At 32.3% G+C, this 24,287-nt stretch carries 25 protein-coding genes and 1 rRNA gene; 16 read left to right on the top strand and 10 right to left on the bottom strand.

Translation table 11 applies throughout. The annotated features are described in order from the left end of the window. The first annotated feature begins 41 nt into the window (after positions 1–41). Positions 42–158 (top strand): 5S ribosomal RNA (gene rrf, locus AC0GLR_RS06390). A 107-nt stretch (positions 159–265) separates the two neighbouring features. Further along, entirely contained in the window at positions 266–559 is a 294-nt protein-coding gene (locus tag AC0GLR_RS06385; RefSeq protein WP_495605429.1) for a flavodoxin, read from the top strand. Positions 560–639: 80 nt separating this feature from the next. Here AC0GLR_RS06385 and AC0GLR_RS06380 read toward each other — a convergent pair whose 3' ends face one another. Further along, positions 640–912, bottom strand: a complete 273-nt coding sequence (locus tag AC0GLR_RS06380; RefSeq protein WP_495604623.1) for a CsbD family protein — start codon at positions 910–912, stop codon at positions 640–642. Positions 913–993: 81 nt separating this feature from the next. Then, positions 994–3,123, bottom strand: coding sequence for an LTA synthase family protein (locus AC0GLR_RS06375; protein ID WP_495605428.1), 2,130 nt, complete (start codon positions 3,121–3,123; stop codon positions 994–996). A 155-nt stretch (positions 3,124–3,278) separates the two neighbouring features. Between AC0GLR_RS06375 and AC0GLR_RS06370 the strand changes: the two genes are divergently transcribed. Together AC0GLR_RS06370 and AC0GLR_RS06365 are read left to right on the top strand one after the other, a co-directional pair. Next, the gene (locus tag AC0GLR_RS06370; protein ID WP_495604622.1) at positions 3,279–3,938 is read left to right on the top strand and encodes a histidine phosphatase family protein; all 660 of its coding nucleotides are present in this window, start codon (positions 3,279–3,281) and stop codon (positions 3,936–3,938) included. Positions 3,939–3,958: 20 nt separating this feature from the next. Beyond that, a complete protein-coding gene (locus AC0GLR_RS06365; RefSeq protein ID WP_495604621.1) occupies positions 3,959–4,396 on the top strand; it encodes a MerR family transcriptional regulator in 438 nt (145 codons plus the stop codon). Between the two features lie 31 nt (positions 4,397–4,427). Here the strand turns inward: AC0GLR_RS06365 and AC0GLR_RS06360 are convergent, their stop codons facing one another. Beyond that, a complete protein-coding gene (locus tag AC0GLR_RS06360; protein WP_495604620.1) occupies positions 4,428–7,019 on the bottom strand; it encodes an MMPL family transporter in 2,592 nt (863 codons plus the stop codon). Positions 7,020–7,055: 36 nt separating this feature from the next. Next, positions 7,056–7,979, bottom strand: a complete 924-nt coding sequence (locus tag AC0GLR_RS06355; protein WP_495604619.1) for a magnesium transporter CorA family protein — start codon at positions 7,977–7,979, stop codon at positions 7,056–7,058. Between the two features lie 162 nt (positions 7,980–8,141). Here AC0GLR_RS06355 and AC0GLR_RS06350 point away from each other — a divergent pair, with 162 nt between their 5' ends. The 5 genes from AC0GLR_RS06350 (at position 8,142) to apf (ending at position 12,324) form a co-directional block, all read left to right on the top strand. Continuing rightward, a complete protein-coding gene (locus tag AC0GLR_RS06350) occupies positions 8,142–8,783 on the top strand; it encodes a glycoside hydrolase family 73 protein (protein WP_495604618.1) in 642 nt (213 codons plus the stop codon). A gap of 15 nt (positions 8,784–8,798) precedes the next feature. Beyond that, positions 8,799–9,554, top strand: a complete 756-nt coding sequence (locus tag AC0GLR_RS06345; RefSeq protein WP_495604617.1) for a TerC family protein — start codon at positions 8,799–8,801, stop codon at positions 9,552–9,554. Further along, positions 9,544–9,861, top strand: coding sequence for a thioredoxin (trxA, locus tag AC0GLR_RS06340; protein ID WP_495604616.1), 318 nt, complete (start codon positions 9,544–9,546; stop codon positions 9,859–9,861). Before AC0GLR_RS06345 ends, trxA begins: the two co-directional genes overlap by 11 nt. Positions 9,862–9,884: 23 nt before the next feature. Next, the gene (gene nhaC / locus AC0GLR_RS06335) at positions 9,885–11,279 is read left to right on the top strand and encodes a Na+/H+ antiporter NhaC (RefSeq protein WP_495604615.1); all 1,395 of its coding nucleotides are present in this window, start codon (positions 9,885–9,887) and stop codon (positions 11,277–11,279) included. 382 nt (positions 11,280–11,661) lie between these two features. After that, positions 11,662–12,324 carry an aggregation-promoting factor gene (gene apf / locus AC0GLR_RS06330; RefSeq protein WP_495604614.1) on the top strand — a complete coding sequence of 221 codons (663 nt, stop codon included), beginning with the start codon at positions 11,662–11,664 and terminating at the stop codon, positions 12,322–12,324. Between the two features lie 100 nt (positions 12,325–12,424). Here the strand turns inward: apf and tyrS are convergent, their stop codons facing one another. Then, entirely contained in the window at positions 12,425–13,678 is a 1,254-nt protein-coding gene (gene tyrS / locus AC0GLR_RS06325; protein ID WP_495604613.1) for a tyrosine--tRNA ligase, read from the bottom strand. Between the two features lie 244 nt (positions 13,679–13,922). Further along, entirely contained in the window at positions 13,923–14,726 is an 804-nt protein-coding gene (locus AC0GLR_RS06320; RefSeq protein ID WP_495604612.1) for a tyrosine-protein phosphatase, read from the bottom strand. A 134-nt stretch (positions 14,727–14,860) separates the two neighbouring features. Here AC0GLR_RS06320 and AC0GLR_RS06315 point away from each other — a divergent pair, with 134 nt between their 5' ends. The 4 genes from AC0GLR_RS06315 to xylB all read left to right on the top strand — a co-directional run bounded on the left by AC0GLR_RS06315 (position 14,861) and on the right by xylB (position 19,321). Beyond that, complete coding sequence (locus AC0GLR_RS06315; RefSeq protein WP_495604611.1) at positions 14,861–15,112, top strand: hypothetical protein; 252 nt, start codon at positions 14,861–14,863, stop codon at positions 15,110–15,112. Between the two features lie 112 nt (positions 15,113–15,224). Continuing rightward, a complete protein-coding gene (gene glpK / locus AC0GLR_RS06310) occupies positions 15,225–16,739 on the top strand; it encodes a glycerol kinase GlpK (protein WP_495604610.1) in 1,515 nt (504 codons plus the stop codon). Positions 16,740–16,844: 105 nt separating this feature from the next. Then, entirely contained in the window at positions 16,845–17,762 is a 918-nt protein-coding gene (gene rbsU, locus AC0GLR_RS06305) for a ribose/proton symporter RbsU (RefSeq protein WP_495604609.1), read from the top strand. 50 nt (positions 17,763–17,812) lie between these two features. Continuing rightward, positions 17,813–19,321, top strand: a complete 1,509-nt coding sequence (xylB, locus tag AC0GLR_RS06300; protein ID WP_495604608.1) for a xylulokinase — start codon at positions 17,813–17,815, stop codon at positions 19,319–19,321. Between the two features lie 64 nt (positions 19,322–19,385). On the opposite strand, the gene AC0GLR_RS06295 is transcribed toward xylB, so the two are convergent. Beyond that, positions 19,386–19,691 carry a hypothetical protein gene (locus AC0GLR_RS06295; RefSeq protein ID WP_495604607.1) on the bottom strand — a complete coding sequence of 102 codons (306 nt, stop codon included), beginning with the start codon at positions 19,689–19,691 and terminating at the stop codon, positions 19,386–19,388. Then, positions 19,684–19,965 carry a DUF2089 family protein gene (locus tag AC0GLR_RS06290; RefSeq protein WP_495604606.1) on the bottom strand — a complete coding sequence of 94 codons (282 nt, stop codon included), beginning with the start codon at positions 19,963–19,965 and terminating at the stop codon, positions 19,684–19,686. The genes AC0GLR_RS06295 and AC0GLR_RS06290 overlap by 8 nt, the downstream gene beginning before the upstream one ends. Before the next feature lie 240 nt (positions 19,966–20,205). Here AC0GLR_RS06290 and AC0GLR_RS06285 point away from each other — a divergent pair, with 240 nt between their 5' ends. Together AC0GLR_RS06285 and AC0GLR_RS06280 are read left to right on the top strand one after the other, a co-directional pair. Further along, a complete protein-coding gene (locus AC0GLR_RS06285) occupies positions 20,206–20,925 on the top strand; it encodes a hypothetical protein (RefSeq protein ID WP_495604605.1) in 720 nt (239 codons plus the stop codon). Between the two features lie 14 nt (positions 20,926–20,939). After that, positions 20,940–21,614, top strand: coding sequence for an ATP-binding cassette domain-containing protein (locus tag AC0GLR_RS06280; RefSeq protein ID WP_495604604.1), 675 nt, complete (start codon positions 20,940–20,942; stop codon positions 21,612–21,614). Positions 21,615–21,623: 9 nt separating this feature from the next. On the opposite strand, the gene AC0GLR_RS06275 is transcribed toward AC0GLR_RS06280, so the two are convergent. Beyond that, a complete protein-coding gene (locus AC0GLR_RS06275; RefSeq protein WP_495604603.1) occupies positions 21,624–22,373 on the bottom strand; it encodes a CPBP family intramembrane glutamic endopeptidase in 750 nt (249 codons plus the stop codon). Positions 22,374–22,493: 120 nt separating this feature from the next. Continuing rightward, positions 22,494–23,084, bottom strand: coding sequence for a helix-turn-helix domain-containing protein (locus AC0GLR_RS06270; protein ID WP_495604602.1), 591 nt, complete (start codon positions 23,082–23,084; stop codon positions 22,494–22,496). 147 nt (positions 23,085–23,231) lie between these two features. On the opposite strand from AC0GLR_RS06270, the gene AC0GLR_RS06265 reads away from it, so the two are divergent. Further along, positions 23,232–24,128, top strand: a complete 897-nt coding sequence (locus AC0GLR_RS06265) for a GRP family sugar transporter (RefSeq protein ID WP_495604601.1) — start codon at positions 23,232–23,234, stop codon at positions 24,126–24,128. The last annotated feature ends 159 nt before the right edge of the window (positions 24,129–24,287 follow it).

Below are 24,287 nucleotides of genomic sequence, written 5' to 3'. Positions count from 1 at the left end.
GAGAACGAAGTTCGCTCAGGCTTATGGAAGCATAAGTAAAGTGTGGTGGCGATAGCCTGAAGGATACACCTGTTCCCATGCCGAACACAGAAGTTAAGCTTCAGCACGCCAAAAGTAGTTGGGGGATCGCCCCCTGCGAGGATAGGACGTTGCCACGCAACCCAAACAGTAAGAGACGCTCACCGAAATGGTGGGCGTCTTTTTTTGTGCGTTAAATAATATTGACTTTTAAAATTATTTTCATTGGTGGAATGAAGCACCTGCAATTATCAAAGGATTTATAGACAAGGTTTTTAAATATAAATTTGCTTATATTGATACTAAGATGGGAATTAAAAGTCAAATTAATAATGTTAAAAATATTGAAATTTTCACAACATCTAAATCACCGTCATGGTATTTAAAGTATATGGCAGGTAATTATGTAAATAAAGTTTTAATAAAAGCAACTTTAAAACAAGTAGGAATGAAAAATTGTATTTGGCATAATTTTGGTAATATCAAAAATTCAACGATAGAAGATCGAAAGAAATATTTGAATAAAATTACTAATATTTGAATAAAATTACTAATATTTAAAAAATTAGTGTAAACAAAAACCGATTATCAGAGAAATAAATCTCCAATAATCGGTTTTTATTAATCATCTAATTTGTTTTTGATTTCATCTTTAATGTTATCGGCTTTTTCTTTTAATTCACCTTTGCCGCTTTGGAAGTCACCTTTTAATTTATCAGAAGTGTTTCCGGTTAAAGCACCTTTTACTTGTTTAGCTTTTCCTTCAACTTCATCACCTAAATTTGCAGCATTTTGATCAAGATCTTCAAAATCAACTTCAACGTAGTCACGTAATACTAAGTATCCTAAGACAACATTAGCACCAAGACTAAGACCTAATAATAAATTTTTCATAATTATCTCCTCCCATTTAACTAATTAATTATCATTATTCTAACATAGCAAAGTGGGTATATAAATCAAGAAGACTTGATATTATTCTTTATTAGAATCTGGATTAGTAATTTGAATTCGATTAGTTTTGCTCTTAGGCTTATTAGCTTCTGGAGCATCAGTTTTATATAATTTTTCAGTGTTTTTGTGTCCATTTTCATCAAAGAGACTAGTTGATTTATCACCTAATTGTTTTTCAATTTTTTCTTCACGATTTAAACCGTTAGAATAATTATAGTCGGAAGGATCGACGGCCTTAAAACCTTTAGGATGATAAAAACGTAACAAGTTTTGTTGGTTCAAAATATCAGAAAGACTTAATTCTGTATTAACTTTTTGCTGCATCTTCTCAATCTTTTTACTTAACTTCGCATTTGGATGAATTACTTTTCCAGTTTTAGTATCGTAAATAGTTCCACTAACAGATGTATATTTAGGGGAAACCCAATCACGATTACGAAACGCTACCACTTGGTCATGTTTTGCTGAAAATAAGTCTGTTCCAAATTGAATATATTTTTTGGAATTCATACCTAATAAATGCATTAGTGTTGGAAGAACATCAATTTCACCACCATAAGTATGGTCAACATAACCATTATTGATTGCTGGAGAATTGAACATCAAAGGAACCCTTTGTAATTGTGCATTATCATATCCGTTCCAATCATCACTATTTTTACCAATTAGGGGAGCCAAACTAGAATTTTCTGAATTGGAAAGTCCATAGTGATCCCCATATAACATTACAACGGTGTTTTTAGCCAACCCAGTTTTGTTAAGATAATCATAGAATTCCTTTACCGACTGATCTAAGTAATGAGCAGTTGTAAAGTAATTATTCACGGCATCATCATCAGTGTCTGGAACTTTAATTTTATTGTCTTTTTCATCTTCTGAATCTAAATCATAGGGGAAATGATTGGTAACAGTAATATATTTAGCATAAAACGGTTGCTGCAAGTGTTGTAAATATTTAGTTGAATCATCAAACAATAATTTATCTTTTAGTCCATATCCAGTTGCTTTATCCCCAGATGTATCATAATAGCTAGCATCAAAGAAATATTGATAGCCAAGATTCTTATAAGTATTACTTCGATTCCAAAAACTGGCTACATTTCCATGGAAAACAGCAGTACTATAACCTTTTTGATCCATAATAGCCGGAGCACCTTGGAAGGTATTATCACTGCCTAATTGTGCGAACAATGACCCTTGAGGCAATCCATAAGTACTAGTTTCAAGCATATTTTCAGCATCTGAAGTTTTTCCTTGACCGACTTGATGGAAAAAGTTGTCAAAGGAATAAGTATGCTTACTGTTGTAAATCTTATTAATAAATGGAGTAACTTCTTTACCATTTATTTTTTTATTGATTAAGAATTGTTGGAAACTTTCTAAATGTAAAATGATGACATTCTTACCCTTTAACGAACCATACATTTGTGGATTAGCAGGGGCATAATGTTTGTCAGTGAAGTCTTTAACTTTATAAACTTCAGATTTAGTTGCATTAGAACGCATTTCGTTTGATTGATGTGTTTGAATCCCATCATAAGCTGTAAAAAAATCTAATCCGAGATATTTAACAATGTAACTTCGATCAAAGGTTCGCGTAATAAGTTGTGGCCGATCCATGTCGGCAATAGCAACATTTAAAGTTAGTAACAAAGAACCGATTGAAAAAATAGCAAAAGCGACTTTTGCACCTAATTGGTGTTTATCAATTTTAATAACTCTAAATAGTAATAACAAAATTATTACAACAATATCAAGCCAATAAAAGACATCATGGGGAGATGTCAAAGCAATCGAACTCCCACTGAGCCCCTGATCAACTTTTGAATAACCGGTCATGGTTGAAACAGTCATAAAATCAGTAAATTCACGAAAATAAATGACATTTAGATATAATAAGACAGTATCTAAAATATCTAATAATATAATTGCTGGATAAAATAATTTGGCTGGTTTTAGGTAGAAGGCTAATCCTAACATTAAAACAGTAGTTGCAATTGGATTCGCAATCAAGAGTAGGAATTGTAATAATCCTTCTACACCTAACGAAAAATCAGTAAAATATGCATAAATGGTTTTTAACCAAAATAAAATGATTAGTAAAATGAAAAAACCAATCCTAGTATTGACTTTGGCTAACGTTTTTTTTATAAAATTCAAAGGCCTGTTTCCCCTCATTAAAATACGTAACACATAATCTACATCATAGCAGATTTTAACGATTAAAAAAACTAAGTAAAGTATAAGAATGAATTGTAATGGTGGGACGTGTTATAATTTATATACTAGAAAGCGGGATGAGATGAATGGCAAAGTTTACATTATATGTAGTTCGTCATGGACAGACTTATTTTAATATTTTTAATAAATTGCAGGGTTGGAGCAATTCGCCTTTAACTCAAGCAGGATTGGATGGAGCACGAGAAACTGGCAAACGATTAGCAGATATTAATTTTAAAGCATCGTATTGTAGTGATACGACTCGAGCTCAAAAAACAATTTCCATTATTTTTGATCAAAATAAAACTTTTAATCCTAGAACTCCTATTGTTTCACCTTTTTTCCGTGAGCAATTTTACGGTTATTTTGAAGGTTTAAACATGGATGAAGCGTGGTATGAAGCTGGAGCTCCTCATGGGGTTCCAACCTTTAAAGACATCATTAAAAAATACGATATGAATAAAGCCAAAGATTTTATGAAAGCAGCCGATCCGTTTCATATGGCAGAAAACGCCGAAGAATATTGGAAACGATTGGATCAAGGACTTGATTTAATTACGAATAATCCAAATATTGAAGATGGCGATAATGTTTTATTAGTTAGTCATGGTAATACATTGTTAAGCTTAGTCGAACGTTTTTCAGCTCCTGGCCAATTTGACCTAAGTAAACGTCCAGCAAATGGTAGTATTACAAAAATGAGTGTAGATGATAAGCAAATCAAAGTTATCGAATATAATAAATAATCAATAAGGAGGTATGTCAGTTGAAAGATAATCGTCGTTTTATCAAATCATGTAATGAGAAAAACTACATCTTTCGTATTGGAGAAGTTAGCAAGATGACTGGCGTATCTCCACGACAACTGCGTTATTGGGAACAAAAGGGATATATTCACAGCGAACGAAATGAAAAAATGGCTTCTCGAGTTTTTAATCATAAAAATTTTATGATGGTTAAATTGATTAAGTTTTATTTAGACGATGATTTTTCTTTAAGTACCTCTGTTGAGAAAGCACAACAACATTTAAATGATGTTGAAGTAACGCATGCTTTTGTTTTAAAAATGCATCATGGGTTAGTTAATCGAAATGGGAAAAATATGATTGATATGGGGTATTTTGATAAAGAGCATAAAAAACGATTATATGGTTACTTGAATGATGCTGGACAAGTGGTTTATCAAGTTGATGAAATTGAATAAAAAAACATCTCATTATTAATGAGATGTTTTTTTAGATTAGTTCATTTTTATCAGTTAATTGTTGTTGATGGTTGATAATATTAGTTAATTTGATGGTAGTTGCTAAAACAATAGGTAGAAATAAATTAAAGAATAATAAAATAGTAATGGCGGTAACAGCTACTAAAGGCAATGATGGTAAAGAACATAAGCTACAGGAGCTGATAATTAAAGTAAAAGCTAGCAAAATTGGAATATTTATCTTGCTAAAACTTTGAAAGCTAGTTTTTAACCAAGTTAATGAATCGTTATTCCAAGAACGAAAGGAAAAAGCTAACAATAAAAGCTCGATTCCGCTATATAGACCAATTAAAGTCATTAAAATTAGAGTACTGTTCCACGTAAATGCCTGTTTGGTGATTAAGGTGGTAAAATTAATCCCTATCACACTTGATAATAGCAAGCAGCTAATCCAATACAAAGGTTGAAGAATTGATTGGGAAATTAACATTATTCCGATTAGTAAAATTAGTAAAAATAGAACTAAAGCAGGTAGAATTGAGTGAAAATCTAGTTGCAACCTGCTGTTTTGGACTGGAATTCCAGAGTAAGTGATGGCGACATGTTTTAAAGGCGTTCCTTGTAATTCATCAGCCACTAATTGCTGTAATTTGTTTATTTCATGTTGACTAAGTTTGTTTTCAGAAAGATTATCAAAATTTACGATTAATTTAGTTATTTTTTGATTCTGGCTGTTGAAATTGTAGCATGTTTGGACAAAATCGGTATCTTCTAGATTGTCGGAGCTAATAAAAATAAGATTCTGAATACTTTTAGCATGATTTAGTTGGCTTAAATTGGTTAAGTCTTTTTTATTTTGGTAGCGGGTAAGACGAATTTTTTCGCTGATCGTTTGTAAATCATCATTTAATGTTTCTAGAGTTTGCGTATATTGTGCGAAATGTTCGTTAATTGTTGCACCATTTTGATTTAATTGTTTCAAGCGTTCTAAATTAAGCGCTAAAAGATTAATTTGATTATCATTGTTAGAAGTGAGTAATTGTTGTTGATTAAGCTGTACTATGTCATTAATTGATTGACTTAATTTGGCAATCTCGTTTTGTTGTAGTTTAATAGTATTTTTATTGAGTTCTGTTTTGCTTATTTTTTTCAATTCCTGGCGCATCAAATTAAGTTCTTGATCAGAGTGTTGTAAAGATTGACTGAATTTAGCAAGTTGGGGCTGTAGATAATATTTTTTGACTTTGCTACCACCAGGCTGAGTTACTGATTGAACTGATGCAACGTTTTTCATGGTTTGTAGTTTAGTAGTTAAATGATCAATAACCGCTAAATCATGTTCATTAGTAATTTTGTGATTGTTTTTTAAATAAATTATAACTGGAGTTGGTTTGCCAAAATTAAAATGAGTTTGCATAATTCGTTGGCCTTGGATTAAATCATTTTTTGCTATTTGAGAGTTAGAAAAATTAAATTTGAGATGTGAGTTAGTTAACAAAGGAAATGAAATTAAACTTAATAATATTATCCCAGCAAGTGGTTGCCACAGTGAGAATTTAATTAATTTTTTCCAAATGTGATTGGTGAAGATTACTTTTTGCGGTTCTCCGGGCCAAAATAGCTTGGTTCGAAAAAATTTAATAAATATAGAATTAAAACTAATCGCAGCAACCGGGGTTATCAATAGGGGAATGATTAAACTGCTTAAAGCCTTAAGCGGCAAGAAATCAAACCAATGAAAAGATAGAAAAGTTAAACTAATCATTAAAACCATCAAAGTTAAAGGTTTTATTAATGCAACAAGGGCATAATTTCTTCTCTTTTTTCGTCCTAGAGTAATTGTAAGTGAAATGACCAAACGATGGTAAATTAAAAAAGTAGTAACAGACCCCAGCAACAACACGCTTAATGCAACTAATAAAGGCATTTCTGTTGAAAAAGGAATCTTTCGTTGTTGACCAATGTTAGCCATGAGACTTAATGATATTATGTAAGAAATTCCCAATGGAATCATACTTAAAATAGGCAACAAAATGGATTTAAATACGATTATAAAGAAAATTAAGGCAAAACAAAAAGCAGTCAAAACGGCTACTTTTGATTTTTGAATCGTATTTTCAGCGATGGAATGATTAATCAGATCGGGACTGGTTATATGAGTTTCTAGTCCATTAACATTGCACTGACGCTGTATTTTATTAATAAAATCAGGATGGTACAATTGATTTTTCGGTACCCAAAGTTCTAGTAAACTTACTTTTTTATCTGAAGAATAAAAGACATGATTCGAATAAGGCGAAGTTTTGGCAGAAACCAATTTTAAAATTCCGAGTTCCTGTTTGTGTTCTTGGATTTTTCTTTCGACGCTGTCAATCTGCTTATTATTTTGTTGTGATAATCGCTGGTTATGGTTTGAAAAAACCACAGTTAGTTGACTCGCGTGGTCTAAATGATTTTCCCGATTAAATTTTACTTGTTTAGCAGGTAAATTAAAGGGAATAGTTTGAGATTCAACTAAATGAGTAAGATTAGGCAAAAACAATAACGCAAATATGGTAGTTAACGTCCAGATGAAGAAGGGAATGACACTTTTTTCGTTCAGGAAGCGGAAGGTTTTCTTCATTAAATAGTAATTCCTTTAGAATTTAAATTTTTAATTTTAACGGTTGAAAAAATCACTCAAACGGAGAATTAATAAGATAATGGCAATTAGAATGACAGAAATGATTAATGTAATTTGCCAAGCAAATGGATGATTCATGTAAGGAAGATTAACATTTTCACCGTAAAAACCGAAAACGATGTTTGGTACTGTTAAGACGATGGAAAATACTGTTAAAAATTTCATGGTAGTATTTAGATTACTATCCAATAAATTAGAGTATGCACTTGCTACTTGTTGAGCTGCTTGATTTGCCATTTTAGCCATTGAGAGTCCCTGTTGGATTTCGACAATGATATCTTCTAAAATGTCGTTATCTTCATCAGAAAAGCTTTTACCAAGCTTTCGCTTTAACATGGTAAGCATATCGTTATTAGCAGATAGCGAGGTTAAAAAGTAAACTAAATTAGTCTGAAGATTAAGTAATTGGTTAATTGATTTTTTATTAGTACTGCCTTCAGGATTTCTTTGAATCTTGGTTCTAGTACTATTGATATTATTGATATAATCAAAAAATTGAATAGCTAATTGGTATAACGTTTTGAAAACAATATCTAAAGGAGTGAGATTATCCCGTTGCATTTTTGGCATTTTATCAACAATTGATTGAATCAATGCATTAACAAAGTTAGTTTGATCCGCCGTAAAAGTAAATAGAGTTGTTCCTCGCATCATAATCCCGATTGGTTCGGATGAAATATCACCATTAAACCGGGTGGGTTCAGCCACATCAAAAATTATTAGTAGTAACTGTTCATCATCGTAATATTCCATTCGTGGACGTTCATGATGATCAAGTGCATAATAAAGCATCTCAGTAGTTAAATGATAGTCTTCTTTTAAAATTTTTTTTTCGACTGGCAGACAATCAGATACTTGAACCCAGTCAATATTTTGGTTAATTTTTTTTGTTTTAATCAATTTGATTGCCCCCTTTTGACAATAAATTTAATTATATTCTTAAATACGTAAAATGTTTGTTAAATTATTAAAATTTATTAAATAGTTAATAGTGTGAAAATTACTTGAATTAAAATTTGAACGAGTAGGTTATAATGGTAAATGCAAAGGAGTGTATCTCATATGAAAAATAAAAATAAGCGAAATGATGGAAAAAGTATCTGGTATCCAATAATTGCGTTTGCAATTGTAGCTGGATTTATTTTGATTTTATTTGGAACCTATAAAGTACGAAAATATATGAATGAACAGACACTAATTAAGAATGAAAAAAAGTTCAACGAAGAAAATAATCCAACAATTAAGCAACATAATAAGTTTATCAAACAAGTTGCTACGCCATCAATTGAACAATACAAGAAAAATCATCAAGTTTTGCCTAGTATTGTAATTGCACAGGCTATTTTGGAATCCAACTGGGGTAAGTCTAAGTTATATCAAAATGCTAAAAATCCATTTGGAATTAAGGGAACGTATCAAGGAGCATCGATTTCTTATGAAACCGGTGAATACATTAACCATAAGCATGTTACTCAAGTTGGTCAATTTAGAAAGTATCCAGACTTGCAGGCTGCGATTGAAGATCATAATCAGGCGTTATTTGATAAATTCTTGAAGAAAGACAATATAACCAGCTATCGAGAAGAAGCCGAATTATTGCAAAAGAATACTTATGCAACTGATCCTGACTACGCAGATAAACTAATTAAGGTTATCAAAGCACATGATTTACAAAAATATGATAAACAAGCAATTAATAACTAAAAAGGAGAATTTTATTTGTTTGCAATAATTGAAAAATTATATGGTCCTTTTTTTGATTTGCATAATTGGAGTACCGTATTAACTTCTGGAAATGATTGGTTAATCATTTTTTCATTAGTGATATTAGAATGTGTAATGTCAGTAGATAATGCAATTGTTTTAGCAACCCAGACGCAAGTCCTTCCAACTAAGAAAAAGCAGGAAGAATCGTTATTTTATGGACTTTGGGGGGCATATATATTTCGTTTTCTAGTGATTGGAGCCGGAGTATATTTAATTCATTTTTGGGAAATCAAAGTAGTTGGAGCCATTTATTTGATTTATCTGGCTGTAAAATATTTTGTTCCTCAGCTAAGACGTAAGAAAAAGACTACTTCACATACCATCAAGGGTAATCGTAATAGCCCAGGCTTTTTTTGGTGGGTTGTGATTCAAATCGAATTCATGGATATTTTATTCTCAATTGATTCTGTCTTAGCTTCGTTAGCGGTTTCTTCCAATCCGGTGGTGGTTTTAATCGGTGGGATGGTAGGAATTTTAGCTATGCGAGGAATTGCAGAAGTTATTATGTCAATTATGAAAAAGATTCCGGAATTAAAAACTATGGCATATATTTTGGTATTTGTGATTGGAGTTAAATTATTGCTATCAATTCCAATTATTGATATTGAAATTCCAGCTTCATGGTTTGGTGTCTTTGTCATCTTTGCAATTATTGTGACAATCGTAATTCACTTTATACGAAAGAAAAGGGATTCAAATGGCAGTTGAATTAAATGAAACTAATTTTGATGATGAAATTCAAGCTCCAATAACCCTGGTTGATTTTTGGGCTCCATGGTGCGGACCTTGCAAAATAATGGAACCGGTTCTACAAAGATTGGAAAAACAGTTTGCGGGTAAAGTTAAATTTGCCAAAATCAACGTTGATCATCATCAAGACATCGCTAAAAGGTATTCCGTAATGGGTTTACCAAGCTATGTGCTGTTTAAAAATGGCAACGGTGTTGAAAAGGTTACTGGAGTATATCCAGTTGAAAAACTAGCTCATTATTTGGAGCGAAAACTCGCTGAATAAATTTAATTTTAGGAGAATAAATAATGCAAGAGCAACCAAAAAAGATCAAACCGCGCCTCTGGGAAGCTTGTTTAATCTTATTAATCATGCTAGTTATCATGGGGATGGGAATTATTGGATTACACCTTACTCCTGTGGTTCCCATTTTGACGATTATTTTATTGCTGATTTTATGGGGAAAAATGCGTGGCTTTACTTGGGATGATATCAATGACAGTTTTGTGATTGGAGTTAAAAACGGGATTATTCCGCTTTTTATTTTCCTTTTAATCGGCTGTTTAATTGGAGTCTGGATTATGTCAGGTGTGATTCCGACTTTAATGGTCTATGGATTTCATATTTTGAGCGTTCGCTGGTTTTTACCCTCAGTATTTTTAATGTGTGCCTTTGTTGGATTCTTCATTGGAAGTGCATTTACTATTATTTCAACTGTTGGAATTGCGGCAATGGGGATTGGCATTACAATGGGAATTAATCCAGCCATGATTGCTGGAGCTGTAGTTTCTGGAGCTGTTTTTAGTGATAAAATGTCTCCATTATCTGCAACGACTAATCTTGCTTCTGCTATTGCAGGTGATGATTTATATGGACATATCAAAAATATGTTATGGTCGACAGTTCCTGCTTTTATTATTTCGTTAATTTTATTTACTTTGATTGGCGGAGGTCATAATTCCGCTAATTTGGCTAAAATAACGGCTACTACAGGCATTTTGACTAGTCATTTTACAGTTTCAATTTGGATGTTAATTCCAGTTTTACTTCTATTAATATGTGCTTGGACGAAGATTCCGACTATTCCAACCCTTTTTATTAATATCTTAGTTACAATTGTGATGACGTTAGTTACTCCGCATAATTCGTATTCATTTGTTAAAATTGCCGACGTAATGCAAAACGGTTTTACCATCAAAACAGCTAGTCCAGAAGTAAATCAGTTTTTGAATCGTGGGGGAATCATTTCCATGACCAGTACCATGACACTGATTATTATGGCTTTGGCTCTTGGTGGACTACTAATCAATCTTGGAGTAATTGACACGGTAATGGATCGTTTTTCCAGTCATATCAAATCTGATGGGATGTTAGTCTTAAGTACCGTACTAGCAGCAATTGGAGTCAACATCTTTATTGGTGAAGAATATCTTTCTATTATTCTTCCTGGAACAGCTTTTAAAAAAGACTTTAAAAAGGCTGGCTTAGCCCCTGAAGCTTTAGGACGAGCTTTAGAAGATGGGGGAGCAGTAATTAATTACTTGGTGCCTTGGGGAGTTGCAGGTGTCTTTGTTGCTAATACGTTGAATGTGCCTACACTTCATTACTTACCATTTGTTTTCTTTAGTTTGCTTTGTCCTGTATTTTCAATTTTGAGTGGATTTACTGGAATTGGATTAAAACGTCTTAATAAAACGAACTAAAATTAGGTGATAACCTTCAATGATGAATTTTATTTCATCATTGAAGGTTATTTTTTTGGCAAAATATTTATGCTAAAAGCTAAAAAAATAACAAATTTGCAATAAATTTTCCTGGGTTGTCAAATAATTTAACACTAAAATGTTACAAAATTAAATATATGTTTCCTATAATTTCGGCATTTAGTGGCAAAAAAGCCGTTTTTCGTAACAGAATATTTCTATATTATTGCAATATTACGTAACAACATGTTTTTCTTAATCTTTCTGTAATATTTCTGTAATACTCTCCCATTAGTATTACATATGTTGATTGATACAAAGCAACCAACAAAACAAGAAATAGAAACTATTATTCGGTATATTTGAAGGAGAGAATTTATTTATGAAGTTAAAAGGTATTAAAACTGTCGCAGCTGTTGCTGCTGTATCTGCTGGTGTATTATTCGCCGGTTCACAAAGCGCTAACGCCTCAACTAAAATCACTGTTAAATCAGGTGACACTGTAAACAAACTTGCAAGCCAATACAATGTTTCAGCTCAAAGTATCGCTCAAGCAAATAAAATTCAAGATATTAACAAAATTTATGTTGGTGAAGTATTTACAATCGGTGACGATGGTGAAGTACAAGTAGCTAACCAAAGTACTCCAGTTCAAGCTGCTGCACCAGCACAACAAGCAACTACACAAGCTGCTCCTGCTGCTAAAGCAACAACTCCTGCACCAGCACAAACTGCCGCTCCAGTTCAAAAACAACAAGCTGCTGCCCCAGTAAAAACTGCTGCACCCGCAGCACAAACTACTAACAATTCAGCCGCTGCAACTAACAATGATGGTTCATTAGACTCAATTGCTGCTGTTGAATCAGGTAACAACTACAACGCTCGTAATGGTCAATACATTGGTAAATACCAATTATCATCATCATACCTTGGTGGCGATTATTCACCAGCTAACCAAGAACGTGTTGCACGTCAATACGCTGTAAGTCGTTACGGTTCAGTTTCTAACGCCGTAGCTTACCGTAACTCTCACAATTACTGGTAAAAATTAATTAACTTATAAACAAAAAGCATTCCATCCGGAATGCTTTTTTTATTTGCAAAAAAACAAGAACTCAATTAAATTTGAGTTCTTGTTTTGATTATTATTTCACTTTAGCGAGAAAATGTTTTTTCTTACCACGTCTTACAATTACATACTGACCATCAAAATAGTCAGCTGGATTAATTTCATCATTTACATTCTCAATCTTATTACCATTAACGGTAATCGCACCATTTTGCACGTCTTCTCGTGCTTGTCGTTTAGATTTATCAATACCCATTTCCATGATTAGATCAATAATGTTAACTGGTTGTGCACTAATCTCTGAAGTAGGTACATTGTTGAAGGCTTGAGCAACTTCTTCTGTGGTTAATTTTTGCACATCGCCTTGAAAAAGAATTTTAGAAATTCGTTCAGCATTTTTAACAGCGGCTTTACCATGCACAAATTCCGTTACTTGTTCGGCTAAAACTTTTTGGGCTTCACGTTTCCAAGGTTCGGATTTTACTTTTTCAGCTAGTTCATCAATTTGATCTTTATCTAAGAAAGTAAAGTATTTCAAATATTTAACTACATCGCGATCATCTTGGTTATACCAGAATTGGTAAAATTCATAAGGAGATGTTTTTTCTGAATTAAGCCAAATAGCTCCACCTGCTGTTTTTCCAAACTTGGTTCCGTCAGCTTTAACCATTAAAGGAATGGTAAGACCGAAAACTTTAGTGTCAGGACCGTCAATTTTATGAATTAAATCAATTCCAGCTGTAATATTTCCCCATTGATCTGCGCCCCCAATCTGTAATTGGGCGTTGTAGTGATCGTGAAGATAAAGAAAATCAATTGATTGCAGAATTTGGTAAGTAAACTCGGTAAATGAGATTCCTTGATCTAATCGACTAGCAACAACTTCCTTATTTAACATAGTATTAACGTTAAATAACTTTCCGTAGTCTCGCAAAAAGTCCAGTAATGATAAATCTTTAGTCCAGTCATAGTTATTTACGATGCTAATATTTGAGTTAGAACCAAATAACTGTTTCATTTGTTTAGTAAGTGATTGGACATTATGGTTGACCTGGTCCATCGTTTGTAACTGACGTTCTGTTTTTCGTCCACTTGGATCTCCAATCGACCCCGTTGCTCCGCCAATCAGAATGTAAGGGTGGTTTCCGGCTCTAGCAAATCGTTCCATAATCATGAAAGGGATTAAATGACCAATGTGCATACTATCACCAGTTGGATCTATTCCACAATACAGAGCAATTTTGTGGTCGTTAATTACATCTGCTAGTCCTGCTGCATCGGTTTGTTGGTTAATGGCACCTCGCCACTTTAAATCATCAATTATATTCATAAGATCCTCCAGTAAGATTAATTAATTAAAAAAATCCCTATAGCAAATCGCTATAGGGACGCAGTTATGCGCGGTACCACCCACGTTTAGACACTTAAGTCTACACTTTTAATTAATTTTGTTTTTAGGTAATTTATTTTAAACCCTGCATGGCTCGCAGCAACCGCCAATTCTCTGACATCCCAGGTTCAAAACTATTTAACAAAGTTATCGTAGCATATAAACTAAAAATTGGCAATTTAGCTTATTCTAAATAGATTTCTTTTAAATCAGCGATATTTTGATCAGTCAAACCAATCCCTTTGTGTAAAAAGTTATCTATATTATTATAGCGATGATTAATTTCCGCAATGGCAGCATTTAAAAAGTCCATGTTCACACTATAAAGGGTCTTCAAACTTTCAATAGCATGTGGGGAAAAGTCTTGATGCTTAACATCTTCCACTTTGGCGTCAATAATATGTTTAACAACTTTGTTAGTTAAAATGTAATCTTCTTTAATAGTGTCAAGATCTACGCCAAGAGCTGAAAGAATCAATAAAGCTGACATTCCAGTTCGATCTTTTCCGGCAGTACAGTGAAATAAAACTGACTGACCATCTTCTTTATTTTCTAATAAAATCATAAAAAGGTTATGGAAAGCATTACGACAATATTCATGTGTTACCATTTGTCGATAAACATCAGTCATGTGATCGTATCCATAAGTTTTATTAGTTTCTAAGATCTTACGAAAATCATCGGGATCTTGTGAGTTATCAGTTCGATCTTCATTAAAAATTGGATCAAAAATATAATCGATGTCTCCAACTTGAATTTGGTCAGGAGCATCGGCGACTTCAGGGTCTGAACGTAAATCAACATCGTAACGAACACCGTAATTTTCTAAGAAATTTAAATCTTTTTGATTTAGATTTCCCAAACTACCGGAACGAAGTAATTTATGCCATTTGATGGTATGACCATCAGCTGTTTTATATCCACCTAATTCCCGAAAATTATCCGTTGAATCAAGTGAAATCACACGTTTGTTTTCCAATTTTTTCACGTCCTCTTTTTGTAATCGTAACTTAATTATATCATTGTCGGCCAATATATTAGAAGTGCTACGGAAATTAGTTTACAAATTAGTTGATTTAGCTTACTCTTAAGAATAGATAATATTTAAGGAGATAATTAATTATGGAAATGACTGAACGCCAATTAATTCAAGAAATTTTTAATACTGTAGATGTAATTTTTGAGTTTGAAAATGTTGATGAAGATTCAAAAGAATATACTTTACAAGTTAAACGACAAGACAACGATGTTCGTGATATCAATGAAATCAATGACGAAATGAAACATTATTTCAAGGAAGCTAACTTTGATTACCAAGAAGAAGTTGAACCTCAAGAAATTGACTGTGATATCCGAGTACAAATTAAACGTTAATTTAAATGATTAACTAGAGAAGTGACTGTGGTTGCTTCTTTTTTATTTGTAAAGAAATCAACAGAGAGTGTTATGATTAATCGAAATGTTTTTGCGAAAGGAGGACTGATGAATGGGATTAAATGAAGCAAAATACGTATTGGCAATTGATCAGGGATCAACTAGTACTCGGGCAGTTATCTATGATCATAGTGGTCGAAAAGTAATTGAAAGTACCAAACCACTTCCCCAAATAAGCAATCAAAACGGCTGGGTGGAACAAAATCCTGATACAATTTGGAGTTCGGTTTTATCAGCAATTGCGAGTGCAATGATTGATGCCCGAATTCATCCTGAGAGTATTAATTCAATTGGAATTACTAATCAAAGAGAAACAACTGTTGTGTGGGATAAACAGACTGGGAAGCCGATTTATAATGCGATTGGCTGGTTATCAAAACAGACTACTGGAATTTCACAAAAATTACGTGAAGCCGGCTATAGCGAATTGATTCGGAAAAAAACTGGATTAGTCTTAAATGCTTATTTCTCTGCTACTAAAGTTCGCTGGATTCTCGATTATGTTCCAGGAGCGCAAGAACGGGCTGAAAAAGGCGAACTGCTTTTTGGAACGATTGATACTTGGCTGGTATGGAAATTATCAGACGGTAAATATCATATTACTGATTATACGAATGCTAGTCGAACCATGATGTATAACATTCATGAGTTAAAATGGGACCAAGAACTTTTAGATATATTAAACATTCCCAAACAAATGCTGCCAACGGTGCATGCCTCAGATGAAGTATATGGGACCACTGAGAATTATCAATTTTATGGTGTCAGTGTTCCGATTGCTGGGATTGCTGGGGATCAACAGGCTGCTTTGATTGGTTCAATGGGATTTGAGCCTGGAATGGTGGAAGATACCTATGGTGATGGATCGTTTATTATGATGAATACTGGAACGACTCCTGAAGTTTCTCGTGAAAGATTATTAACTACGATTGCTTATGGGATTGGCGGTAAGGTAGTTTATGCCTTAGAAGGGTCAATTTTCATTGCTGGAAGTGCCCTTATTTGGTTGCGTGATCAATTAGGAATGATTAAGAGTGTTCCCGAATCAAGATTAGCCGCTAAACGTTCTCATGATAATAATGATGTGTATGTGGTTCCTGCTTTTACAGGATTAGGCGCACCTTATTGGGATGCTAGTACCCGTGGGGCAATTTTTGGCATCACTCGTGGAACTACAGATGATGACATTGTTAAAGCTACTTTGCAGGCAATTGCGTATAGTACTAAAGATATTATAGACACGATGGAAGCTGATACAGAGATGCAGATACCGTTGTTAAGTGCCGATGGGGGTGCTAGCCGAAACAGTTATCTAATGCAGTTTCAAGCTGACATTCTCGGTCGACCAGTACAACGGACCAGCGATGAAGAAACCACTGCCTTTGGAGCAGCAATCTTAACAGGATTAGCAACTGGATTTTGGAAAGATCTTGATGAGGTGAAGTCAATTTATGAAGCAGGAAAAACCTTTCAGCCAGAAATGGATGAGGCAGAACGGAAAAATCTTTATCATGGATGGCAGAGTGCAGTTCAAGCGGCAAGATACTTTAAACCCCAACAAGATTAAGGATAAAAAAGAAATTTAATGAAATCGCTTTCATTAAATTAATGAAAGGTTTATAATATAAATATCAACAGAGATTCAGATTGCTAATTTATGGAGGAACAAAAAATGAATATATTTGCGTTATTAATTGGTATTATTCCAGTTATTGGATGGGGATTTTTCCCAACCATTTCATCTAAAATTGGTGGGAAACCTTCTAACCAGATTTTCGGTGCCACCATTGGTGCTTTGATTATTGCGTTTGTCGTATTTATTGTTACCGGATGTGGATTCCCAATGGGCTGGAATTTAGTCTTTGGAATTTTATCTGGTTGTGGATGGGGCTTTGGTCAGATTATGGCCTTTAAAGGTTACTCATTAGTTGGTTCATCAAGAGTTATGCCAATAACTACGGCATTTCAATTGATTGTAACTGCTTTATGGGGGGCTTTTGCCTTAAGTAGTTGGCCTGGTATTGGTCACAAAGTCATCGGTATTTTAGCTTTGATTGTGATTATTATTGGTGCTACTTTAACTACTTGGACTCAAAATAAAGAAAACACTAATGTTTCTGCATTGAAAAAAGCAGTTATTTATCAATTAATTGGTGTGATTGGATACTGGCTTTACTCAGCAGCACCACAAATTGAAAACTTAACTTGGGCAAAAGGCTTTGTACCTCGTACTGAACCAATGAGCGGGTTACAAGCTTTCTTACCACAAGCAATTGGAATGGTATTGATTGCGATTGTTTACAGTTTAATGAAGATTAAAGAAGAAAATGTTTTCAAAGAAGCAGTTTCTTACAAACAAATTATTGCTGGATTCTTCTTTGGAATTGCTGCCTTGGCTTACTTGGTAGCAGCTCAACCACAAATGCTTGGTATGTCAACAGCATTCGTTATTTCACAAGTTAACGTTGTTATTGCTACTCTTACAGGTATCTACTGGTTACACCAGAGAAAGACTTCAAAAGAAATGGTTGCTACCTTAATTGGTTTGGCATTAATCATCATAGCCGCAGCTGTTACAGCATTCTTATAAAATGACTAAAGAAGTCGCCATCTTGGCGGCTTTTTTTGAAAGGAAAAATAATGGACGAATATGTACTTGGAATCGACTTGGGAACTAGTGCAGTTAAGGTTTCTGCAGTTGATCGAAATGGTGAAATTAAAGCACAGGAATCTTTTGATTATCCATTAAATCAACCGCAAACCGGTTATAGCGAACAGAACCCTAATGATTGGGTAATGAGTACTACTGTGGCAATTGTTCGTTTGATTTTGGATGATCATATTGCCCCACAAAGTATCAAAGGAATTAGTTATTCTGGGCAAATGCATGGTTTAGTGCTGTTGAACAAAGATAATCAAGTATTACGTCCTGCAATTTTGTGGAATGATACGCGGACTACCAAACAACGTCACGAAATTGAAACGAAAATGGGTGATCAATTTGAAGCAATCACGGGTAATCGTCCTTTGGAAGGATTCACGCTGCCTAAATTATTGTGGGTAAAGGAAAATGAACCACAAATTTGGAAGGAAACCGCAACCTTCTTATTACCTAAAGATTACGTTCGATACCGGATGACAGGCAAATTGGGAATTGATTACACAGATGCTACAGGAACGACCTTGCTGGATATCAATACTAATCAATGGAGTAAGTTGTTGTGTGAGAAGTTTGATATTCCAGAAAAGATTCTGCCACCATTGCTTAAATCAACTCAGTATGTAGGGAATGTCACCGACCAATATGCTGAATTCTCTGGTTTAAGTACTGAAACTAAAGTTTTTGCTGGAGCTGCAGATAATGCAGCTGGTGCTTTAGGAGCTGGAATTTTAAATTCAAATCAAGTTCTGTCTAGCATTGGAACGTCGGGGGTAATACTTAAGTACGAAGATCAGCCCAACCCTGGTTATCATGGGACTTTGCAGATGGAAGATCATCCAGATGGCGGTTATTATTCAATGGGTGTTACCTTGGCAGCTGGGTATTCATTAAGTTGGTTTAAAAACACTTTTTGTAGTGATATGTCGTATGCTGAACTAAATCAAGCAGCACAAAAATCTACTATTGGTGCTAACGGATTAGTTTTCACGCCTTATATCGTGGGAGAAAGAGCCCCTTATGCAGATGCGAATACCCGTGGAAGTTTTATCGGAGTGGATGCTAAACAAAATCGTGGTGATTTTATTCGGGCTGTAATGGAAGGAATTATTTTTAGTTTTGAGGATTTGTTGAATATCTATCGGGAACAAGGTTCTGAGATTAGTACAATTGTTTCTATTGGCGGAGGTTCAAAGAGTGAAATTTGGTTGCAAATGCAGGCTGATATTTTTAATCGACCAGTAATAAAATTAAAGAATGCTCAAGGTCCTGGGATGGGAGCTGCTATGATTGCCGCAGTTGGTTTAAACTGGTTTAAGGATTTTCAAGAATGTGCAAAACAGTTTGTTCATCGTGATCAGGTTTATCGACCAATTCCAGCTAATGCTAAAAAATATGCCAAAATTTACGCAATTTATCATCAGGTTTATGACCAAACAAAACAAATAAATCATGAGTTACAGGATTATAAGAAACAGAATAATATTTAATGAAAAATGCCTGCAAGTTTATTCTTGGTTGAATAATTTGCAGGCATTTTTGAGTTGATTAATATTATGATTCTTGTTCATTTTTTGCTTTGATTTTATCGAGTTCTTTTTTTCTTTTATTTTTAACACTTTGATATTGCTCATATTGGATATCTAGTAAGACTGCTTCCCCCAGCAAAAGAATAAGACCTAGTTGATATAGATGCTCAATCCTGTGTTCAACAAAGTATAAATAAAATAAAAATCCAGCAAAAATTATTGGTAAAATAAATCCTAAAAAGAAATGATTAACTCTTCTTGAAAGAATAACTTGAGCAGCAAAAATAATTATTACAATGATGATTCCTTTGAAACTAATAAAACTAAACATGGGGGTCACTCTCCTCATAAATGTCTAAAATTTGTTGGGCAACAGAAAAACTAATATCTTCATCAATAACTAGTTGCATGACTTTCTTTTTAAAATCACTTTTATTTTTATCTTTTACTGATAATTTATCTATAATTCCATCCAACTTGTGTCTAATTGTTGGATAAGAAACATCATATATTTTAGCTAGTTTTTTTAATGAGCCAGAATTTAAAACAAAATTTCTTACAAATTCACCTTCCTCCTCAGTTAATTCGTTTATCCAATTATTCATAAATACCCCTTCCTTTTTTAACATTGTATCATAAATGTTTAACTTTATTTATTTTTTTATTAATATTATCTATTTTTTGCTTATTTAAATAAATATCATGACAATTAATCATATATATACGAAATAAAATTGTTTTTATACATGATAATAATGTTATTTTGCTTAAAATTAACATGATTGAATGTCAAAAGTTCGTTTTTTGTGTATAATGATAATTAATTTATTTAGAGGAGAATAATTATGGTGAAAAGAATTAAAAATTTGGTATATTTTGATCTCAATAGTGCATTTAAAAATAAAATTGTGGTTATTTATACTTTGATTTTCCCCATAATTTTCTTACTTTTAAATCGAAACAACTTTATAAATAATCATAATTTAATTTATGGATTTTGGGCATATATAGTTGTTATAGGTGTTCTTAATGGTATTGTTGCTGGGACTATTAATATGCGTGAATCTAATTTTTTTAAGATGTTCAGTTATATTGCAAAATCAAAAGAGTTGGTATTCTTTGCTAATTTAATTGCACAAGTGATTTTTCTAGAAATGGAATTATTTATTTTTAATCTATTTGTGATTGTTATCGGCGGGGGATTTATCTGGCAAAAAATATTGTATTGTTTTTTGATTTCTTTGGTAATTATTCCATTATGTGCAATTAATTTGTCTTTTTTCTTAGTAATTAAGATGAAAAATAATACTTATAATGCGTTACTCAATGCTTATATGTTTGTAATTATGTTTACTGCTTTTTTAAATATTAATGATTTCATTTCATGGTTGATTATTTTAGTGAATCCAATTGCTTATATAACAAGAGTATATGTATTATTCAATTCCAATAATTTTCAGCTATTAGATTTAGTTATTTTAATTGGATTAGGTGTTGTTTATTTATTAATTGGAATATTCAGTATTAAAAAGATGCCGATCAGTGGAATAACTAGTCGATACTAGCAGTGAGGTAGCAGATGTTAATCAAAGATTTTAATTATAAGTTTAAAAACAATTCAGAATGTTTATTTAAAAATTTGAAGCTAGAATTTTCCAATGACGATGTAAATATTATTATTGGGAGTAATGGCGTTGGTAAGTCCACTTTGCTGGATTGTATTGCTGATGTTGATAATTTACGTGATGATAGTTTTGAAAATTTTCCAGATAAAGAAGCCATCGCATACCAGTTACAAGGTGTGCCATTCATTGGTGAAGTGACAGTTAAATCTACGATCCAGTTGTTACGTGATATTGATTATAGTTCTAATAATAAATTTGAAATTCCAACGTATATCAAAGAACTTTATAATCAAAAAATGGGCGATTTATCTAGTGGTCAAAGAAGAATTGTATTAATTTACGGAATTAGTCTTTTAAATAGAGAATTATATCTTTTTGATGAACCTGAAAGTGGATTAGATCCCTCCATGGCAGAACAAGCAATCGAGATAATCAATAATTTAAATTCTACTAACAAAAAGATAATCATGACTACCCACAAATTTTCTAATATTACTAATGAAAGTAAATTATTTTTACTTAACAATCAAAAGTGTATTTTTTCTGGATCAAAACGAGAATTATTTTCAAAGACAAAAATTGAAGATATTGAAAAGTCATATGAATACTTATGTAAAATAAAATCTTAAAAAAGTCTTTTATTTTGGTTTTTTAATGAATACAAACATAATAGTTATAGCACTAATTAGTAAAATAATTGCCCATATAATGGCTGTTGTAAAGTTATCAAAAGATGGTGGATTAAGATCCCAAACAAAATGCATTAAAATTGGTATCAATAGGTTTTTAGTGCGTAAATAAACAACAGAATTAATTATTCCCATTGAAACAGTAAATATTATTTGGAGAATTGTCGTAACAGTATCTTGTTGCATTGTGAAAATATTTATGGCATGTAAACAACTAAATAAAAGTGTACTTAATAAAATTGCCCATATGAAATCAAGCCAGCGCTTATGGGGTGCTTTGTTCAATAACATTTTAATGGATAACATCAAAATAATTCCTCTGAAAACCAATTCTTCATTTATTCCAGCAGTGATACATCTAACAAGGTTCATTAAACTAAAATTTATCTTCCAATTTGAAGTAATAATTTGAAATATCATCCAGTTAAAATAAAATAATATAAATAAAATTATTCCCAAATTGTTTTTAATATTTAAATAGTTTACAAAGTAAATTTTTTGTCGAGTTACGTATTTATTAAATATAGAGATTATTCCTAAATTTAAGATAGTAAAGTTTAGCATTAGTAACCAGTTGTATTTGCTAGGAATAAATGGTTGAACAATTGTATGAATTATATGAAACAAAAGTACTAAAAAAATAAAAAATAGAAATAAACCGATGATTTTAAGTAAATAATGTTTTTTAACGATTATCATAGTTTCTCCTTTATAAATTAAGTTTATATATTTAATTTATGGATAAACCACAATTATCACAAGCTTTAAAAGGTTACATCAGCATTTGTAACCTTTGTTTCCCATTGTAATATCACAAATTTAGTTTTTATAACCAAAAAGTAACAAATCAATACTTAATGTAATAGTAATCGAGTGAATAAAAATGCCTAAAATAATATCAGGACTATTTTTAATTTCATAACTAGCTTGAATACCAAAAGAAAGTAGGCAGGATAAGACAAATAGAATAATAGAAACAATTATAATTTTTTTAAAAATAATTTTGTTTGTAAAGTTATGCCAGTTTTGATAAAAAGTAATGAAAATACAAAAATTTAAGATTGCAATTGGCGTAACCCAAAATAAATGTTCAGTTTCTAATAAAAAGAAATTTGCAATTAATAATACGATTAATGGAAGATTCAAAAAATATGAAAATTTAATAATTATTTTTTCTAAATGCTTAGTGGGTCTTTTAATTGAGATATTATTATTTTCATCGGAAAAATATGACAAAGGGACTTGATATAATTCGCTCAGAGTCATAAGAGATTGTAAATCAGGAGTTCCGCGATCATTTTCCCAATTTGAGACGGTTTTTCTAGAAACATGTAAAATTTTTGCTACTTCTAATTGATTTAATTGATGATTTTTTCTAATTGTAATTAATTTTTCACCGATTTGTTTCATTTAATATTCCTCATTCCCATTGTTATAATTGAAATTATTATATCAATAAATTATTTTCTATTTGAAATTTAAATCTAATTCAGATTATGGTACGCTTAAATGGATTATATATACTTATTATGGATTTAATAACGAAAGGTGATTTTAGTGAATATTTTAATTGCACTACTTCCAGCAATTGGTTGGGGTGTTTTACCGATTGCAACAAGTTTAATCGGTGGGAAGCCCATTAACCAACTTTTAGGAACAACTTATGGAGCTTTTATTGTTGCTCTTGGATTATATGCCTTTACTAGACCTGAACTCACAGCGTCTGCTTTTTTCTGGTGTTTCTTATCAGGAATGGCATGGACTTGCGGTCAATTTACGCAATACATTGCATTTGAAAAAATGGGTGTTTCACGTACTATGCCAATTTCGACTGGGATGCAGCTAGTTGGAACTTCACTAACAGGGATTATTTTCTTTGGTGAATGGGCCGGCTTATTACCTAAGTTGTCTGGTTTTGGAGCTATCATTTTGATTATTATCGGAATTATTTTTACGACTAGACACTCAGCAAATGGTCCACAAATTTCAGCAGCTGAAAAAGCTGAGTTACACAAAAATACTGTAACTGGATTGTTATTATTATTGTTAGGAACATTTGGATACATTGGATATTCTGCTTTTCCGAAAGTTTCAAATGCTGATGGATGGAAAGCCTTTTTACCTCAAACAATCGGAATGTTAGTAATGGGAACTATTTTTGGGATTAGTATTTTAATCAAACATAAAACTAATCCATTTAAGCAGATTACTTCATATAAGAATATTATTACTGGATTCCTCTTTGGATTTGGTGCTTTATTCTACTTAGTTTCTACTCGACTTAATGGGGTTGCAACTGGATTTACCTTATCACAATTGTGTGTGGTAATTTCTACTGTTGGTGGAATTGTGGTTCTTCATGAACATAAAACAAAACGTGAAATGGTTTATATTGCAATTGGTCTTTCATTAGTAATTATTGGTGGAATTTTAATTAGTTTCATTCATGATTAATTTAAAAACAATAACTTATTTTCAGAATTAACTGGAAATAAGTCATTGTTTTTTTACTCTATAATTATTAATTAAATTCCAATATGAAACTGTCTTGTTCAATCGGATGGGTCATGCACTTTTAAATAAAGTTAAAAATTTTAGAATAACCAAAAAATG

The organism is Fructilactobacillus sp. YLN 2412, from assembly GCF_059488745.1.
Note: the sequence above shows the minus strand (reverse complement) of the source record. Positions and strands in the feature narration are given on the sequence as shown.